This is a genomic window from Desulfobulbus oligotrophicus (assembly GCF_016446285.1).
Lineage (GTDB): Bacteria > Desulfobacterota > Desulfobulbia > Desulfobulbales > Desulfobulbaceae > Desulfobulbus > Desulfobulbus oligotrophicus.
This window is the reverse complement of the sequence record NZ_CP054140.1, coordinates 542,969-560,835: the sequence shown is the minus strand read 5'-3', so window position 1 is coordinate 560,835 and position 17,867 is coordinate 542,969. Positions and strand designations below refer to the sequence as shown.

Sequence of the window (17,867 nt, the reverse complement as noted above, 5' to 3'; positions counted from 1 at the left end):
TCTATAAAGGGGTTTTAATGGATTGCTTGACCTGACTGTTGGCAGGGAGCAGGATTGTAAAGGCGCTGCCTGTTCCGGGGATACTGTTCACTTTGATCGTTCCACCAAGGTATTTGACGATACTGGCGGCAATGCTCAAGCCCAGGCCGGTCCCTCGTCCGCCGCCCTTGGTCGTGAAAAAGGGGCTGAAAATACGCTGTATGTTTTCCTGGGGTATGCCTCTGCCGGTATCAGCAATGGTTATGCTGACCATTGCCTCTTTATATCCGGAGGTTATTGTGATGGTGCCCCTGTCGTCAATGGCATCACCGGCATTGATGAGGATGTTGGAAAACACCTGACGCAGTGGTTCCGGTTCGGCAAGGATCGGAGGCAGATCCGGTGCGAGCTGGTAGATTATGTCGATGTGCTTAGGTTTAAACTCGACTTTTTTGAGGTTGCCGACCACCTCGTCGATCAAGCTGTTAACATCGCATTCCACCACACTGGGCACACGACTCTTTCCCATATCCTGTAATTTTCTGGTAATCCCTTTTGCCCTGTTGGCAGCAGCATCAATGACGAAAAGCTCCTGGTAAATGGCTTCCGGACTGTGATCGAGTTCAAATTCCGGGTTGAGCATGTCGCGGATGACCCCGCTGGTTGCCATGATAATCGCAAGCGGATTGTTGATTTCATGAGCAACACCGGCGGCGAGCTCACCGATGGAGGCCAGTTTGGAGGCATGGGCAAGCATCTCCTGCAACTGATGTCCTTTTTCAGCCATGCGTTGCGCCCGGCTCACTAATTTTTTGATGGTAAGGTACACCATAATGGAGATCAGCACGCTGATTATAACCAGGCTGATGGTCAGCACTAACCGGGTTTTCATCATACCGGCCTGGGCAACAGCTACCGGCTGCACAGCTTTCAGTGCCCATGGGGTTTCCGTGAGCCAGGCATAGGCCACCAACATGTTCTGATCGTCGCGTTCAATATCTTTTACTCCCGAAGATTCGGAGGCAGGGGGGATAAAATCACCGCTCCCGATGGCCTGACTGCGGCCAGGGTCAACAACCTGATATTGCCCTTTACGATTAATCAGCGTTGTTTCGACATCCTTTCCATGACTGATCGCGCGAAGGAAAATGTAGAATTTGTCAGGATCAAGGGTGGCTCGCATAACAAAGGGACGGCCGTTGAACTGCTGTTTTGTGGCAATGGTGAAATGGGGAATCTTACGGAAACCCATGTAAATATCGCTGATCAGATAGCTTTTCTGTTCTTTGATCAGATTCCGGTACCACTGTTCTTTACTGTAGTTACGGCCCAGCAGTTTAGGGTGGGGGCCGGCGTAACCGATTTGAATGCCCCGTGGATCGAAAAAACCGACGTCAACAAAACCGTCATTGAACTGCAGCAGAGTGGCCAAATAGTTGTCCATCTGTTCCTGGTTTGGCCTGAGGGAAAAATCCCTGTTATGAAAGAGGTTGTAGATATTAACCACCCGTTCCTGCAGATAGAGGTCAATGGTATTTTTCTGGCTTTCTGCGACTGCGGCTAAATTGAGTTTAGCGCTTTCCATCAGGGTATGGGTGAACTGAAAATGGAAATAGGCCGACAGCAGGGCATTGGGCAGAAGAAACCCCAGAATCAACCCAAGCACCAACCGTGTTCGGAGCTGTTTAAAATGCTGTCTGATGCGCTGCACATTGACCTGACTGTCGATCGGGTCAAAAACGTGCTCGGCATCGGAGACGTCATCCTTTTTTTGGGGTATGTCATCCAGCAGGTGGCTGGTATCCCAAACTCTCATATATATCGCCCGTTTTTATGGTCTGCTCCTGCCAGCCGGATCATCACCCAGCTCGGCCCCGGACAGAAACGAAATGAGGACAGGCCAGGCAGGAAGCAGAGTCTGTATCCGTATCAGTGGATGATACCTCGTTTTTTATTGTATGCCTGACCAATGGTATCAAGCAGTTCATTAAGAGGAGCAGGCTTCATAACGTAGTCAAATGCGCCTAACTGCATGCCTTTGAGACCGAACTCGACCGAGGCGTGCCCGGTCAGCATGATGACTTCGATATCCGGTTTCATTTTTTTAATGTGCCTCAAGGTTTCGATGCCATCCATATCCGGCATTTTCACGTCAAGAACAATAACATCAAAATCCTTCTCTTTGAGCACCTCGAGGGCCCGGATCCCGCTTGATGCACCTTCTGCCCGGATTTTTCTTGCGTTCAACCGTTTAACTATGGTTTCCCGGAAGTCATCTTCGTCATCAACAATAAATACCCGCATGGTTTCCATCATATACCTTTACTGTTTCGGCAACAGGAGGGTGAAGACCGTCCCTTCGCCTACCTTACTCTTGACCTTGAGTTTACCGCCTAATTTTTCAACGATGCTGTAGGAGATTGAGAGGCCCAGGCCGGTTCCCTTGCCCACCTCTTTTGTAGTGAAGAATGGGTCAAAAACTTTGTCCAGCTCGCCTGCAGCAATACCTTTGCCAGTATCGCCGATACCGATCTCCACTGCATCTGTTTTTTCGTGATAGCAGGTGGAGACCGTGATAATGCCGTCGCGTCCAATGGCATCGATGGCGTTGTTGAGCAGATTGAGCACCACCTGTTGAATCTGGGAGAGGTCGTTGGTTATAACCGGGACATTATCCGCATACTGTTTAACAATTTGGATGTTGACATAGCGGGCTTCATTTTCGAGAAATCCGGTGGTTTCATCCAACAGGTTGTTGACATTTATTTTTTCCTTGGCCGGTTCCATTCGCCGGGCAAAGCCGAGCAGGTTGTGGATGATCTTTCTCGCCCGTTCAACATGGTGTTCAATCTTGTCAACAGAGTCGTTAAATTCAGCGTAATTCGGGTTACCGGCCAGGTCTTCCTCAGCCAGCAGGTCTTTCAGCCATCCAGCCTTCTCTGCAATTGAAGCCAGGGGGTTGTTGACCTCATGGGCAATGCCTGCGGCCATTTTACTGAGGGCGATCATCTTGTTGGCCTGGAGAAGCATATCGGAGTGGGCTGCGTTTTCGCGGTCAGTGTCCCTGATCCGGTTGATCAGCCCGTTCGTGAACAGGGCGGCGCCTGAGGTGATGACGGCAAAGCCAAGTATGCTGAGCAGGATGACCCAGTACTTTCCTTTTTGCAGATCGCCGAGGAGTTCATTGGGGTCTTCTTTGATCACCAGGACCCATCGGGTATTGTGGATCTTGGCTGCTGCGAAAAAGGCATCAAAGACCCCGCTTTTGATCCGTTCCACTTTGGTGTTGATCACCGAAGAGTAATCAGGATACCCCTGGGATTTCATCGTACCGGTATCGAATTCCGGGGCAATCGGAGGATTGAGGAATTCACCACCAAACCGGGGCTTGGTTTGCAGTGCATTCTGGCTGTTAATAATGAAGGCGTCACTTAATTTTCCAAACCAGGCTTTGTGAACGATATCGTCGATGTTTTTAAGGTTGATCGTCACGCGGAGGATCCACGGAACCCCCTTTTCTCTGACCATAACGGCAATAATAAAGTGGGGAACCTTCCGGTAGCCCATGAAGATGTCGCTGATATAAATACCGTTGGCCTTGACGGCAATAAACCAGGGTTCATTTCTGTAGTTGACCTGTTTGAGGAGATCATAATAGGGACCGACATAGGCGAGATGACGCCCCTCATTGTCGATGATACCAATATCCATGTAGGATGTGGACTTGGCATGCATGATCTCAAACACCTTGCTGAGATAGGTTTCATCGGTCAGCTGCTTAAAGGTGTTGGTATTGGCTACAGTATAGAGCTGGGCAACGCGTTCGTTGAAAAAAAGGTCAATGGCATCGCGACGGTTCTCCACCGTACTCCGCAACGACTCGGTCATTTTGCCGATAAAAATATTGTCAAAGAGTTTGTACAGGGAGAGATTGATGAAAACGAGCGGGATAACGGAGAAACCGATGATGGCCAGACAGTGTTGCCACCAGAGTTTGCGATAGTTCCTTTCCATGTTTATGTCCTAGCGGTTAGGGCTGCAGGCACTTTGGTGCTCTGAAAAGAAAGCGGCCGAAACAGGTTGGAAGAATGGGGCGGGGGTTTGTGGTTTCCCGTCTTCTATCCGGTTTAATGACATGGGGCTTTCTGTTTCACCGTACACTATGGGCCTGCTATCTTTGTGTAATCGCTACAAAGTATAGTCAAAGTTGTCAATGACCTTTTCACAAAGAAAGCGTTGGTTCAGTTGAACAGATCGTTGTCAGTTTCAGGAAGAACACAGACGATATCCCCCAGGCGTACATGTTCAGGCAGGTCGGCAAGCATCAGGACTCCTTCCGGTTCAGAACTGATTATTGTAGCTGGGCAAACGTATTCACCTGCGGGCCGATACACGGCACCTTTTGTTCCGGGTGAAAGAGAATCCATATGGGGGAGTTCACAGGTGATTTCCACACCATTTTGAGTTTGCCGCAGTCTGAAAATTTCTCCACAGTGATGAGCTGCCAGGTGTCGACTCCAAAGATGTCCGAAAAAGAAGTTGCCACCCGCAGCCATCATGCCCATCAACGCAAGGGTGACAGCAAAAATGTAGGGACTGAGGCCGGTTTTTCTGGTGATGAAAGATGGGGAATGCGCATTACGGGTAGCTTCATCCGGCCAGATTTGTACTTTAAAGACCAGGGCAGGATTCTGTTTTTCACCAAAACGGTCTCTTACAGCAATAACAACACTATCTTCACGCGCAAAATCAGCGACTTCAATCACTCCACGCCACATGCTCCCGCCAAGCCAATAGCCGGTAAAAATGTTTTCCGGCAGGAGGCGGACTGAACCATCCTTTGGTTGACCGGTTATAAGAACATCTTTGAGGGTGTCAGTCCGCGGCGGCATCGGACCGCTGATCTGAAAGCGGCTTCCCGGGACAAGTTCTATCAGTCCCCGCGGCCCCCCAAGACCGCCAATCAGTGCATCAGCCAGAGAAAGCAGTGCTCCTGTCATCAGAATCATGGCCAGAATGCCGATATATCGCTGCCAGATGGCAAAATGTACACCGCTTATCATGCCAAAACAGGGCGACGTTTGTTGAGATAGCGTTTACCGATGTATCCCAATAAAAAAATGGGACCAAAGAGAGTAAATAGGGTTGAAAAGAAGATAGGGGTAAACTCGTCCGGGTAAAGAGAAGCACGGTACATGGCGATGAACAGTGCACCAAGGACCAGAAGATTCACAGCGGTCACCAGCAGTTTATGGAAGAGAAAGAATGTATATTCTGACATGATCAACCTCTCTGTATTGGACGGGTGAGACCATTGGCTCACCCGTCTGTGGTTGATTGAGTTATCGTTTGTAAATGTCGGTTTTCGTAATATTCATGAAGCGCAGCGACTGCCCGGGAGTTCGGTAGGTCAGCCGTACCTCATCACCGGCATCCCAGGTGCTTTCGGGATAATCGAGATACTGATCAGGCACGGAGAAGGTGCACAGCATCTTCTGACGGTCAGAATAGATGGTGACGGTTTTTTTATCACGATCAACCACCGGGAATTTTTTTGCTTTGTTGGTTTGTTTGTCATACACCAGCGGATGGTCCTTATCGACGGGCTGCTGCAGATCGACAACTGTGATCGGCAGTTCGACTATCTTCTGGGTGGCGGTGTCAAAAATCACCACAATTTTTTTATTAACATCCAGCTTCAACCGCTGTCCGGCGACGGGCAGTGCCCCGGTTTCAGCCGGATCGACAGGCAGTTTGAAAAGAGCGGGCGGTAACACATCATACACCGGATTCCTCGGATCCATGGCGCTGTCGTGTAGCAGGGTGACTTCCTTGGCCTCTTTATTAAAGGCAATAACTCGACCTTGTTCAATCTTGGGATAGTCGTCCTTGTTGCATCCTGCCAGTGAAAAGGCAAGGGTGGCTGCAGCAAGTGAAATCAGAATATGTTTACAGTTCATGGGTCGTTCTCCTTGTGCGTTCTTCTAGTTAGGCGGATTGCTGCTTACGACGCAACTCTTCTCTAACACCCTGGACCATGCGAATAAAGATGTAGAGGGACATCAGGGAAACCAGACCAAGGATCAGAGCGGTCGCACCAATGTCGAGCATTTTTTTAAACTGAGGCAGCCAGGGTTGGACCAGCTTCATCAGAATAGAGATCGCACAACCAATGACTGCCAGGCCGAAGGCTATACGGATGCCGTAGCCTTTGATGTACTTGGTGGCAACAGCACCGACCTGCGCACCCATTGCGGCACCAACGAGCATGATCATGGCAGCGACCAGTTCGGTACGGCCTTTATAGGTGTATGTGAGCGCACCGTAGAGACCGGAGATTGCAACTTCAAACAGGTCTGTACCAACGGCTACATGGGTGGGGCAGCCTATGAGATAGATCAGCGCGGGCATACGGATTAAGCCACCGCCGATACCGAGGATGCCGGCCAGCCAGCCGGTAAGAAAGCTGACGATGATGGGGAGCCAGGCAGAACAGTATATGCCGGCCGCTTTGAGATGAACCATCGGGGGAATTTTAATTTTGTGCAGAGTTTTGTGCCACTCGATACCCGTTGCAGTGGCGTCAAGTGTTTCACCCTTGGCCGCAGCAGCCCGTGCCTTGGCTTTGCGTTTGAACACATCGTGGAAGACCATCCAGGCAATCAATGCTAAAAGGGCTATGTAGATCCAGCGAACAACTTTTTCAACAGATCCGATCCGTTCCAGCCACATGACCATTTGGGCACCGACCTCAAAACCGATAATCGTGCCTACGAGCATGATAAGGCCGAGCTTATAGTCGACGTTACCGAACTTGCCGTGTCGCATAGTGGAAATGAGCGATTTACCTGCCATGTGCGCAATATCGGTACCAATGGCAAAGGCCATGGGGAAACCGAGCATGTTCAGACCTGGAGTGACCATCCAGGCGCCGCCTAGTCCAAAAAAGCCACCGATGATACCAACGCCGACGCCGAGAATAATGAGGCCAGGCCAGAAAATTTTGACGCCTGCGATGGGCATGAGGATATAAAGCCAGTCCATGAGAGTCTCCTGTATTTCGATTTAATCTTCGGCTAATTCACGGGTTTTCAGGTCAATGCCAATCCACCCCATAACGATGTCCGCTACAATGCCAAAGAGAACACCGGTGACCGGGATGATGATGATGGTCAAAATGGCAAACTGCAGATGGCTTTCATTGTACATATTGCCCCACCAGGCCAGAATACCGTCAAGTTTGCGGGTGTCTGCGACAATAACCATCGGGGCACCGCCACCGCCTGCCGCCAAAGAAAGACCGGGGGCGAACAAAATGAGGGCAGGAACTGTTCGCCAGAACCATTGCATACGTTTTTTCATTGTCTCCTCCTTCGTGTTGATGAAAGCTTGGTTTCAGTACCTCGGTTAAGCGTGTCAGCGTGATTTCATGAGCTGATCTGAGCGCAACGGAGGGGTGTCGAAGCGCTCAGATCATGCGGGTTGTTTCTTGTCCATGGGAGTTGGTCCGGAACAGAGAAACAGGTTGTTGCTGTAGTATCAAAGGAAATGCCAGTTTTTGTGCAAAAAAAAATTAAATATTATATCAAGTAGTTGGAAAAAGACAGTTGCGCTATTTCGCGATAAAGTCTATTTTTGCAACGTTGATGATTTCTTAAAGTGCGAGTTATTCGTGAGCAGGAGGTGCCTGTATGCGCTTTTTGTATCCGCCATTATTCAGACCGGTCATTAGAAAGAGAGGGACATTTCTCACCTGGGGTGTTACTAAAATTCTGATTTTTATAGGGATTTTTCTGGTTGGGACGGTTCTTACCGGGACGATTGTCAGCGTCTATTTCGTTGTGTCGACCAGTCTGGATCAGGCATATTCGCGCAATGCACGTACCCGTGCGCTGGCACAGGCCTATGAGATCAATCAACTGTTAGTCGCCGCTCAAAACGAGCTGCAGTACCTGGCTCGCATGCCACTGAGCCCGGAGTCGATAATGCAGCATCTGCAGGCAAAAACAGCAGAGGAACGGAGTCGGTATAAGGAAATAGCTTTTCAGGGCCAGGCTGTGGCAGAACGATTTGTACTTGTTAATACCGGGCAGACCATAGAATCTGTGGCCGTAGAACAGATATTAGGCGCAAAATTCGATATTTTCTCCGGGCGCACTCAATTTGTTGACAAACCGGAAGGCCACGTCCAGATAAGTGATCCCATGGAGGCGGTCTATCCTTCCGTTCATGTTCAGGGAGAGATGAGTGGGCTGACCATGCATGTTATCCGGTTGACCACCTCTGTCTATGATGCTGACAAGATTTTTAAAGGTCGGCTGACGCTCTCCCTTGATCTACGAAAAATTCGAGATATCATTTCGTTACACGCTTCAAGATTGTCGCCGCTCTTTCTTTTCCCTCAGGAGAATGAACATAAAAGGGGCTTTTTTTTTGATGCTTCCGGCTGGCTGCTCTTTCAATCCGAATCTTTAGAGGGGGCACATAATGAGTTGTCGGTCGATACATTGCGCGTCGGCCTGCAGGGTGATATCGGCAGGCCCGGGTTTTCCACTGCCTTTCGTCCAGCAGCAGCGCATAATCTTTTTTGGGAGATGATTGCCAATGTGCAGGCCGGTGTTGCCGGCCAAACCCTGGTTTCCGGTACCTTTTTGTCTCCAAACGGTCGTGATCGCGATTTATACCTCAGTTATGTTCCCATCGTTTTTTCTGAAAATGCAGAACTTCGCCGAGTTGTTGGTGGGATAGGGTGTGTGGATACAAGTTTTGTCTTTATGGCTGCCACTCACAAAATTGCAAGCCTGCTCGCTTTTTGTTTAGGGGTTGGAGTTTTCTTGACTTTCATGGCCATGTATTTCATCGGGTATCGTATTACTCGCTCCGTGCGACTTTTGCAGGAGGAAATTGAGCAACGTACCAGTGGTGATGATGTAACTCCCCTGACGGTTGCACCGTTGTTTGACGAACTTCATCAACTGCAACGCCCCATCAACATCCTTCTTACACAATTGAAAATTGTGCGTAGTGATAAACTTTTGCAAGAGGGGATACGAGAAGAGGATCGGATGAGGCAACCGGTTGATTTTGAAGCTGGAATTTTGCAAAAATCTTCTATTGACCCCAGATCATCAACAATGTCTCTTTATGGTATTGTCGGCAGTGGTCCGGCAATAAACCGGTTACGGCAGCAAATCCGGAAAGCCGCCCGGGTGTTGGCAGATGTTTTGATTGTAGGAGAAACGGGCACGGGGAAAGAGCTGACTGCCGAGGCTATTCACTCAATGGGGCATAGAGCTGATGGGCCTTTTATTTCAATCAACTGTGGTGCACTTGATGAGAATTTGTTGATGGATGCTCTGTTTGGGCATGTAAAAGGAGCATTTACCGAGGCTCATTCTGATCGTAAAGGAGCCTTTGTAGCGGCTTCAGGCGGCACACTTCATCTTGACGAGATCGGGAATGCCTCGCCTCGGGTACAGCAGGCCCTCTTGCGTGCGCTTTCGGTACGACGAATACGACCGCTGGGTTCAGACAAGGATGTGGCGTTCGACGCTCGAATTATTGCGGCAACCAATATCGATCTGCTGCAATGTGCCGCTGCCGGAAAATTCCGTGAAGATCTGTACTATCGATTGGCCGTCATTACCATCAATACCCCGGCACTTCGTCAGCGCAAGGAAGATATTCCAATCCTCATCAAGCATTTTCTTGATGAAAATTCTATTTTAACCGGACAGGAACCAGCCAGAATAAGTCGTGGAGCTCTTGAAAAACTCTGTAATTATCCATGGCCGGGAAATATCCGTGAGTTGCGTAACTGTATTACCCGTTCTCTTGCCTTTATGGAGGATGATATCCTGCTGGCTGAACAGGTGTTGTTCGCTGATCAGTTACCTGAGGTGGCGGAGTCTGACAGGGCACCTCGTATCCAGGATATGGACGGCGGCTCTTGTTCTTCATCGACCGGATGCTCAGATCCGGTCCGAGCAACCACAGCTGAAGCGCCCCGAGCTGGTAAGTGGGTATCCGGGGAAACACCTGAGATCGTATTAAATGCCCGTCAGCGCAAGGTCTGGCCGATAATCCTTCGGCAAGGAGAAATTACTCGGAGTGAGTATCAGGAAGCGGTTGGCGAACTCATTTCAATTCGTACCGCGCAATATGATTTGCGTGACCTGGTGACCAGGGGCTTGCTTGAAAAAGCAGGACGTGGTCCGTCATCTCGCTACTTGCTTGCACGATTATCGACGAATTGAAGCCGGTATAGGCACTGTTTTATGTCGGGCATTGATAAGTGGCTGCGTTTTCATGGTCGAATTTGCGTGAATTTTTTGTGCGCGATGATCTGTTCTGGACAAACTGTCATGCATGAAGTGCTGTAAGGGGAATGCCTGGGATGCTAATCGGAATAAGGCATTGGAACCGATGAATGGAGAGTTGTGGTGACAGATATAAAGCAGGAGTCGGAATATAAGGACAGGTGTACAGAAATAAAGTGAAAGAATCCGGAGAAAACAGAAAGGAGGAAAAAAACATTTTCACACCTCCGGCAGTCCGTTGTGTAAAGGTCTGACTCAACCCAAATAAACTGCTTTCGGAATATGCTGTTTGACAGGACATTGCACAGTCCTTCCGAATGTACGGCACAAGGGAGTGAAGTAATGCATGATCAAACCATTAAGATATTGGAAAAACAGCGGCAGGATCTTGTTGTTCGCGTTCTCAGGAAGCATGAGGAGATGGAGGCGAGCAGATCGTTTACTGAACGGATACTTGCCAGTATTTCCGAGCTGTTTCTTCTGATGGATGATGAGTTCAGAATTATTCAGACCAACCGCGAATTTCTCGAACGCACTGGGGTGACCTTTGACGCCGGTCACCAACTCCTGCTCAATGATCTGGTCTCCACAGAGATGGCTGACACAATTCGTCAGGCTTTTGTAGATGGTGGGTTTATCGAACTTGAGGCATATTTGAAGGATGGCAAGGGTGGCTTTTTTCCAGTGAAAATGCGTGGTTCAACCTATGTCAACCCCAACGGGCTTACCTTGCACATGCTGATCTGCTCGGACTGCAGCGAATTTTACGGTTTAATGGCACAGATGCAGGAGGGGCAAAAGCAGTTGATCCACTCCAGCCGACTTGCCAGTCTTGGTGAGATGGCGGCTGGAGTGGGCCATGAGTTGACCCAACCTTTAAATGCGATATTGCTTTTTGCCCGTAACTGTCTCAAGGCACTGGAAACATCAGGTGACCATACTGAGATGCTACGAGAAAATCTCCATGTTATCATCGATAGAGTCAACAAGGCCTCCTCTATTATTGCCACCATGCGCAGCTTTGGGCGGAAGGTGGAAGAAGAAAAGTCGCCGCTGGATCTGAATGGCATTATTCGCAAGATCCTGCAGTTCCTCGAATCACAGTTGCGTTTAAGTGAAATAACTCTTGATTTACGGTTGACTCCGCAGGCATGTGAAGTTTTAGGTGTTGAAGTCCGGCTTGAGCAGGTTTTTCTGAATTTGGTCCAAAATGCCATACAGGGCATGGGGCGTGTTGAAAAGCCGAAGTTGACCATTACGAGTAATCTTGTTCAATGTCTCAACCTTCAAACCATGCAAAAAGAACCCTATATTTTGATTACCGTGGCAGATAATGGTGAAGGGATCCCGGAAGAGTTGCAGAAAAAGATCTTTGACCCGTTTTTTACCACCCGGGTTGTCGGCACCGGTACAGGGTTGGGGCTGTCCATCGTTGATCGGATTGTTCGCAGTTACTCCGGATATATTGAAGTGGAAAGTGCAGAAGGTATGGGTGCATGTTTTTCCATCTATTTCCCGCAATATCAGCATGGCTGCCCGGCAGAACAGTGTGGGGAGAGAGCGGTATGAGCTTCGTGGAATCTGCTGCGCCAAGGCTTCGCGTTTTGGTTGTTGATGATGACCATTATCTTTTGGCAGCGATCAAACAGACCCTTATGCTGCATGGCTATACTGTGCACACCTTTGCGAACCCTGTTGAGGCGTTGGTAAGTGTTGGTGAGCACAGTTTCGTTGCAGTTCTGGCAGATATTCGTATGCCGGAGATGAGTGGGATGGTGCTGCTGGAGCGAATTCTTGAGCTGGATGTGGATCTTCCGGTTATTCTCATGACCGGCCATGGTGATATCACAATGGCTGTGGAGGCGGTGAAAAAGGGAGCTTATGATTTTCTGCAAAAACCGGTGGATGAAGACATCATTCTGACCACTTTGACAAGGGCTATCGAGCGAAGACAACTGGTGCTGGACAACCGCCGGCTCGAGCAGCAGCTGCATGCCAGCCGGGCCAGTCGTTCCCGATTTTATGGTCTCATCGGCAGTCATCCGTCCATGCTTAATCTCTACGATCTCATTGAGACCATTGGCCGGGAAACTGATCCTGTGCTGATTGCAGGTGAAACCGGAACCGGAAAAGAGCTGGTTGCTCGTGCTATCCACACCATAGGGTCTAATGAAGGCAGCCCTTACGTTGCCGTGAATATGGGGGCGCTGCCCGTAGAGATGATCGAGTCCGAGCTGTTCGGCCATGAGAAGGGGGCTTTTACCGGTGCCACCCATCGTAAGATTGGAAAATTTGAATACGCCGGTGATGGAACACTTTTTCTTGATGAGATCTGTTCCATGCCTTTTCACTTACAGGCCAAGCTCTTACGTGTTCTTGAAGATCGTACCTTCACGCGGCTGGGCGGGAACAGTGCCATTTCTTTAAGAGCACGAATTGTAACCGCTACAAACCGTGATCTGCAGGCCGAGGTGGATCGAGAGGCGTTTCGACAGGATCTATACTTTCGTCTCAACGTGTTGCCTGTTCACCTGCCACCTCTGCGGGAACGAAGGGATGATATTCCCCTATTGGTTGATTATTTCTGGAATGAGTATCGAGACGAACAAGAGGGGGCAGTGGAGCCATACACACCGGCTTTGGTCCGCCAGTTGATGGAGCGGGAATGGCCCGGTAATGTCCGTGAATTACGCAATTTTGTGCGCCGATGCTGTGTGTTCGGTAAACCTGAAGCAGTCAGCTGCGAGCAAACGGTCACAGGTATACCTCAATCTGTTATGGCTTCCCCTCTGAAGGAGTACATGGGCAGACAGGAGCAACTGTATGTGGAACAGGTTCTCGTGCATGTTAAGGGACAGGTCAATGCTGCCTGTGCAATAATGGGAATATCCCGGAAAAGTCTGTACGATAAAATTAACAGACACGGGATCAATCTTCAGGACTTCAGAAAAAAAGAGGTTAACCGGAAGCAGTCCGATTAACCTCTTTACGTATGTGGTGCCGAGACCAGGATTTGAACCAGGGACACACGGATTTTCAGTCCGTTGCTCTACCGACTGAGCTATCTCGGCACATATTTTTTTAGAGCTGATACAACTAGCAAAAGAATGCAGTAGTTGTCAACTAGTTTTTGATTGCAAAGGTTGTGGAGGTGATACTGCTGTTCATTATAAGGATTGTCTGTTCTTCTGGGTTTGAAATGTAGCTTGCACTGCTTCCGGGCAGAGTGGTGGAGTCGCAGCAGGAGCAGATTCCTCTGTTGGAAGAATCAATGCAAGAGACCACCCGATTTTTAACTACGCATCATTACTAACGGACAATGTACCTTTTGTCAATCAGGTAGAATCCTTATGATATTTTCTGACTCTCAGATGCTGAGAGTCAGAGGATTTTAAACGGAGTAATTACTCGTCGACAGAGATGTCGTCTTTGATGTTTTCGAAAATTTTGTTGCCGATGCCCTTAACCTTGGTGAGGTCTTCGACTGTTTTGAAATCACCGTTGGTGGAACGATAGGCAACAATAGCTTCGGCTTTTACTTTACCAATACCTTTAAGTGTTGCCAATTCTTCGGTAGTGGCGCTGTTGATGTTGACCTTGGCAAAGGCGGCGGTGACCAAACAAAGCAAGAATACCAGTGTTAGATAAAATCGTTTCATAGGCCCTCCATACGTTTGCTTGAATTATGACAACCTCCAGCTAGCTCATAATTATATAATAGGAAAAAATATGAGTTCATGTCAAATTAGAAAATGCAATATTTCAGTTTTATTTCTGCTGTGAGGATTGCTGGGCTTGACAGGTGCTGATATTTCGAAAGATTGCGCACCATTGCCAATTGGCAATTCCGAAGTTCTCCGGCTCGGGAACAGGTTGAAGTATTTACTGATTGTTGCAGATGATTCCGTGTGACATTGCATTTTTTACGACCAGGTGAGCTCTTTCGGAATGTTTTTTGAGATTTTTTCACAACATTCAGGAGTGGGACCAGTTTCAGGGAAAGGATTGTTTTCCGATGGTTGAAACATGGTTGTCCGGCTTACACGTATACATTCGGAGTGATACCGGCACACCTTGTACAGCCTTTGTGTAACTGTCTGCGCACTGTGCCATGGTTTTTATGTCTGTTTTTCAGGAAGTTTTGACAGACCACAATTGCAGCGATGCCCTTAATTTCAGATCAAAGTTCGTGCTTTATAATTTCCTTCCTCGGTCGTATCTAACGAGGATGTGTTGTCATTTTGTACAGAGATGTCTGCAGGGAAGCCGATGAATCAGGCTGAGTCTATTTAAAATAGTCATGCCTGCAGAGCATGGAGAACCACCGACAGGATACGTGCCGGACTTGTCGATTGTGCGGTCTTGTATTTTTTTATGCAGGCAATTAAATGGCTGTACCGGTGCGGTATGATGATCCTGCAGCTTCTCTGTGTTTGGTCGTAAGGTGAGCACTTGCACACAAGGGTAGTCTTCTCCCCACATTTTCGTTATTTTTTGCTGCTCTTATTGCTGATAGGTGCCCCTTTCTTCTTTTGGGGTGGGCCAGGATACTATTCTTCCCGTTCGTTTCAAGCTGCATGGGATACAGGGCATATCTTTTATTTTATGGTGTTCACATACTGGCTGCATCAATGTTTACGGACCAGGGGAAAAGAATTTTCTCCGCCTGCTGAGTTCTTTTTTATTTTTTTCATCGTTCTCTTTCTTGGAATAACTGTAGAGGTTTTACAGACGCTTGGAAGCAGCCGATCTCCGGATATGGGAGATGTCGTACGTAACCAGCTGGGGTGCTTACTCGTTTATTCTTTTATTGCTCGAACGGGAATTCTGGCACGTTATTGGCTAAGGATATGTGTGCGGTTTGGGGTGGTCAGTGCGATTCTGATTGCTGTATGGCCACTGACCAGAGCATTGATTGACGAGTATCTGGCACGACAACAGTTTCCCGTTCTTGCTGATTTTGAGACACCCTTTGAACGATACAGGTGGAATCATAGTGATCAGTTGCAGACCGGATCCGATATCGTTCGCCACGGTCACCGGGCGGCTCGGGTCCAGTTGTCGACAAACCAATACTCGGGAGTAGCGCTTTTTTATTTCCCCCATGACTGGCGTGGGTTTCAAACCCTGCATTTCAGCGTGTACAATCCTAAAAAAACACCACTCATGCTGAATGCCCGTATCCATGATGTGCACCATAAAAAACACGGACTGGAATATAGTGACCGCTATAATCAGGGGTTTGATATCGAATCCGGTTGGAACGATCTTGTTATTCCACTTGACAAGGTCGCGGCGGCACCTAAAGGGCGAACAATGGACATGCAACATATCGAGGGATTCGGTTTGTTTGTGATCCAGCAGCCCTGTGCTCAGGTAATTTACTTGGATAATGTCTACCTCGGCCCCAGCCCTGGTAAGTGAGGATCTGTGAATCGGCTTTATCATCCGCGTTCATTTTTATCATTACTGTTAACGGGTTTTATTTTTGCGGCTTTGCCGCTGATTGTCGCACTGATCAGCTCTATCCATATTCTTAACGGTATGGTCCAGCAGAGCGCGGTGGCAGTATATCGGTCTGTGGCCCGCATCGATAGCTGCAGAAAGGTGAGCGATCTGCTGCTTCGGCAGGAACGATCAGCACGGCTGTTTGCGGTTTTAGAAGAAAGAGAGCACCTGGAAGATGTCGAGGTGCGACACCATGAAGTGGTTGATTTGCTTCGACAGTTTGCAGGACTGAATACAGATAATGAGCTTGCGCCATTGATCGAAGAATTGCGGGTAAAGGAACAGCGAGTGGTCACGGCTCTGCTTGAAAGCGGTGGTCCTCTGGACACTGTCGCTGCCGATCAGGAGACAGTGCTCAATGAGCATATGACAATCGGTGAGCTGCTGGTTGTTTCAACTGAACATGAAGACGCTGAAGGTCAGGGGGCGAAAAAACTTCGGCTGGAGGCGATATTTGATGAGTACGTGGGCATTGGTGAGCTTGTCAGCAAGTTGGAACTTATAAGCAATCATCTGATGGCACAAGAGGTGGAGGCGCTCAAGGACCGGGTTCGGGTGAACAAAACCACGTTGGCCTGGCAGGTTTCCGGATTGATCGGTTTTAGTGTGCTTCTTGTGGTCCTGTTTATCTCTCTCATCAACAACCCGGTGAGGCAGTTCGATCGTGTTATTGAGCGCCTGGGCGAGGGAGATTTTTCCACACCGATCCAGATCTCCGGACCCCGTGATTTGGAGAATCTTGGCGCAAAACTCGATTGGCTGCGCAAACGGCTCCAGGTCTTGGACCGGGAGAAGGCGAAGATGCTGGCCCATATCTCCCATGAATTAAAGACACCGTTGTCCTCTATCAAGGAGGGGGCAGGGTTATTAAAAGATAGGTTGATCGGGCCGCTGAATGACAATCAGGTTGAGGTTGTTGGTATTCTTGATAATAATTGCAGGAAACTGCAGAAACTTATTCAGGATATATTGGATTTTAACATGGCGCAAGTTCGAGAGTTGCCCATGGACCTTGAGCAAATCCAGATAGACAGGCTGGTGGAAGAGGTAACTGAAGATCATCGCAACGCCATGTTGGCACGAAATATTCAACTGACAATGGATTTGCGTTCTCTTCTGGTAACTGCCACCCCGAAACAGTTGAAGACAGCCATTGATAATTTATTGGGCAATGCCGTTAAGTTTACTCCTGATTATGGTTCTATCAGCATTACAATGTCGGAGAAAGGAGGGTATCTTCAACTTGTGATTGAGGATACAGGGCCGGGGATCAGCGCGGAGGATCGTGCACAGGTTTTTTTACCGTTTTACCAGGGAACACAGAAAAGCCGTTCGGCGGTAAAAGGCTCAGGTCTTGGACTTGCTGTGAGTAAAGAGTATATTGAGAGCTGCGGTGGTACCCTGCGATTGTTGCCCAGTCTGCAGGGAGCCCGGTTTGAGGTCAGTCTGCCATGTGTATGAAAAGGAATTACATGAAAAAGATGAGTTTGTTCATTGTCCTGCTGACCATACTGTTGGTCAGTGGTTGTGCGGAAATGATTGAGAGTAAAAAGGGACAGCTTCCCAGGAAACAACTTGTTGTCCAGTCTTCAGAGGCGGACACTGTTCTTACCTGTCTGGCCGCCAACGAGAAGATAACTCGCCGTGGATTTACCGCCGAGTACCAGGCTGCTTCTGCCGGTGCTGCTGATGGTGAAAGTGCGGATGTTCTTCGTACGGTTTGTTTGAGCCTACATCCGCATGCTTCGTATAAACAGCTCAAAAACGGGAAAGATATGCTTTCCAGATACATCAAAAAATATGAGGGGAAAGCTCCAAGCCTTCAGGGTATTTTTCTTTTAATGGACAGGATAGATCGGGAGCAGATTATTCGTTGGCGCCAAAACAGTAAGCAGACCGATAAAACAGAGGGACTGGCAGCCGAGAAAAAAGACCTGATGGACCGGATCGAAAGTCTGGAGAGAAGCGGCAGTCAGGATCAGGCACGAATTAAAGAGCTGGAACGACAACTCGAGCAGTTGAAGAACATAGAAAGTATTATTAAAAACAGGGAACGGTGAG

Annotated in this window: 15 protein-coding genes and 1 tRNA gene; 6 read left to right on the top strand and 10 right to left on the bottom strand. The window is 48.6% G+C overall.

Annotated features, from left to right (window positions below):
- Position 1 precedes the first annotated feature (1 nt).
- From HP555_RS02540 to HP555_RS02505, 8 genes are all read right to left on the bottom strand, one after another.
- Positions 2–1,795, bottom strand: coding sequence for a sensor histidine kinase (locus HP555_RS02540; RefSeq protein ID WP_199263651.1), 1,794 nt, complete (start codon positions 1,793–1,795; stop codon positions 2–4).
- A 113-nt stretch (positions 1,796–1,908) separates the two neighbouring features.
- A complete protein-coding gene (locus tag HP555_RS02535) occupies positions 1,909–2,292 on the bottom strand; it encodes a response regulator (protein WP_408639839.1) in 384 nt (127 codons plus the stop codon).
- A 9-nt stretch (positions 2,293–2,301) separates the two neighbouring features.
- Entirely contained in the window at positions 2,302–3,993 is a 1,692-nt protein-coding gene (locus HP555_RS02530) for a sensor histidine kinase (RefSeq protein WP_199263649.1), read from the bottom strand.
- Between the two features lie 227 nt (positions 3,994–4,220).
- The gene (locus HP555_RS02525; RefSeq protein WP_199263648.1) at positions 4,221–5,042 is read right to left on the bottom strand and encodes a hypothetical protein; all 822 of its coding nucleotides are present in this window, start codon (positions 5,040–5,042) and stop codon (positions 4,221–4,223) included.
- On the bottom strand, positions 5,039–5,260 hold the full coding sequence (locus HP555_RS02520; protein ID WP_199263647.1) for a hypothetical protein: 222 nt from the start codon (positions 5,258–5,260) through the stop codon (positions 5,039–5,041). The genes HP555_RS02525 and HP555_RS02520 overlap by 4 nt, the downstream gene beginning before the upstream one ends.
- A 61-nt stretch (positions 5,261–5,321) precedes the next feature.
- Positions 5,322–5,939 (bottom strand): DUF4881 domain-containing protein, encoded by a 618-nt coding sequence (locus HP555_RS02515; protein ID WP_199263646.1) that lies wholly within the window; start codon positions 5,937–5,939, stop codon positions 5,322–5,324.
- A gap of 28 nt (positions 5,940–5,967) precedes the next feature.
- Positions 5,968–7,023 (bottom strand): sulfite exporter TauE/SafE family protein, encoded by a 1,056-nt coding sequence (locus HP555_RS02510; protein WP_199263645.1) that lies wholly within the window; start codon positions 7,021–7,023, stop codon positions 5,968–5,970.
- Between the two features lie 21 nt (positions 7,024–7,044).
- Positions 7,045–7,329 (bottom strand): DVU0150 family protein, encoded by a 285-nt coding sequence (locus tag HP555_RS02505; protein WP_408639838.1) that lies wholly within the window; start codon positions 7,327–7,329, stop codon positions 7,045–7,047.
- 341 nt (positions 7,330–7,670) lie between these two features.
- Here HP555_RS02505 and HP555_RS02500 point away from each other — a divergent pair, with 341 nt between their 5' ends.
- From HP555_RS02500 to HP555_RS02490, 3 genes are all read left to right on the top strand, one after another.
- Complete coding sequence (locus HP555_RS02500) at positions 7,671–10,235, top strand: sigma 54-interacting transcriptional regulator (protein WP_199263643.1); 2,565 nt, start codon at positions 7,671–7,673, stop codon at positions 10,233–10,235.
- Between the two features lie 405 nt (positions 10,236–10,640).
- Positions 10,641–11,867: a PAS domain-containing sensor histidine kinase gene (locus HP555_RS02495; RefSeq protein ID WP_199263642.1), complete on the top strand. Its 1,227-nt coding sequence runs from the start codon at positions 10,641–10,643 to the stop codon at positions 11,865–11,867.
- The gene (locus HP555_RS02490) at positions 11,864–13,279 is read left to right on the top strand and encodes a sigma-54-dependent transcriptional regulator (protein ID WP_199263641.1); all 1,416 of its coding nucleotides are present in this window, start codon (positions 11,864–11,866) and stop codon (positions 13,277–13,279) included. The genes HP555_RS02495 and HP555_RS02490 overlap by 4 nt, the downstream gene beginning before the upstream one ends.
- 14 nt (positions 13,280–13,293) lie before the next feature.
- Here HP555_RS02490 and HP555_RS02485 read toward each other — a convergent pair.
- Positions 13,294–13,369: transfer RNA gene (locus HP555_RS02485), tRNA-Phe, on the bottom strand.
- Positions 13,370–13,702: 333 nt separating this feature from the next.
- Positions 13,703–13,957, bottom strand: a complete 255-nt coding sequence (locus HP555_RS02480; protein WP_199263640.1) for a ComEA family DNA-binding protein — start codon at positions 13,955–13,957, stop codon at positions 13,703–13,705.
- A 793-nt stretch (positions 13,958–14,750) separates the two neighbouring features.
- Between HP555_RS02480 and HP555_RS02475 the strand changes: the two genes are divergently transcribed.
- The 3 genes from HP555_RS02475 to HP555_RS02465 are packed head-to-tail and all read left to right on the top strand — an operon-like array spanning position 14,751 to position 17,866.
- Positions 14,751–15,722, top strand: coding sequence for a VanZ family protein (locus HP555_RS02475; RefSeq protein ID WP_332908650.1), 972 nt, complete (start codon positions 14,751–14,753; stop codon positions 15,720–15,722).
- Positions 15,723–15,728: 6 nt separating this feature from the next.
- Positions 15,729–17,267, top strand: coding sequence for a sensor histidine kinase (locus HP555_RS02470; protein ID WP_199263638.1), 1,539 nt, complete (start codon positions 15,729–15,731; stop codon positions 17,265–17,267).
- An 11-nt stretch (positions 17,268–17,278) separates the two neighbouring features.
- Positions 17,279–17,866, top strand: coding sequence for a hypothetical protein (locus HP555_RS02465; RefSeq protein WP_199263637.1), 588 nt, complete (start codon positions 17,279–17,281; stop codon positions 17,864–17,866).
- Position 17,867 lies beyond the last annotated feature (1 nt).

Coding starts and splice junctions, on each gene's coding strand:
- HP555_RS02540 (WP_199263651.1), bottom strand. CDS start 1,795: ATGAGAGTTTGGGATACCAGCCACCTGCTGGATGACATACCCCAAAAA.
- HP555_RS02535 (WP_408639839.1), bottom strand. CDS start 2,292: ATGGAAACCATGCGGGTATTTATTGTTGATGACGAAGATGACTTCCGG.
- HP555_RS02530 (WP_199263649.1), bottom strand. CDS start 3,993: ATGGAAAGGAACTATCGCAAACTCTGGTGGCAACACTGTCTGGCCATC.
- HP555_RS02525 (WP_199263648.1), bottom strand. CDS start 5,042: ATGATAAGCGGTGTACATTTTGCCATCTGGCAGCGATATATCGGCATT.
- HP555_RS02520 (WP_199263647.1), bottom strand. CDS start 5,260: ATGTCAGAATATACATTCTTTCTCTTCCATAAACTGCTGGTGACCGCT.
- HP555_RS02515 (WP_199263646.1), bottom strand. CDS start 5,939: ATGAACTGTAAACATATTCTGATTTCACTTGCTGCAGCCACCCTTGCC.
- HP555_RS02510 (WP_199263645.1), bottom strand. CDS start 7,023: ATGGACTGGCTTTATATCCTCATGCCCATCGCAGGCGTCAAAATTTTC.
- HP555_RS02505 (WP_408639838.1), bottom strand. CDS start 7,329: ATGCAATGGTTCTGGCGAACAGTTCCTGCCCTCATTTTGTTCGCCCCC.
- HP555_RS02500 (WP_199263643.1), top strand. CDS start 7,671: ATGCGCTTTTTGTATCCGCCATTATTCAGACCGGTCATTAGAAAGAGA.
- HP555_RS02495 (WP_199263642.1), top strand. CDS start 10,641: ATGCATGATCAAACCATTAAGATATTGGAAAAACAGCGGCAGGATCTT.
- HP555_RS02490 (WP_199263641.1), top strand. CDS start 11,864: ATGAGCTTCGTGGAATCTGCTGCGCCAAGGCTTCGCGTTTTGGTTGTT.
- HP555_RS02480 (WP_199263640.1), bottom strand. CDS start 13,957: ATGAAACGATTTTATCTAACACTGGTATTCTTGCTTTGTTTGGTCACC.
- HP555_RS02465 (WP_199263637.1), top strand. CDS start 17,279: ATGAAAAAGATGAGTTTGTTCATTGTCCTGCTGACCATACTGTTGGTC.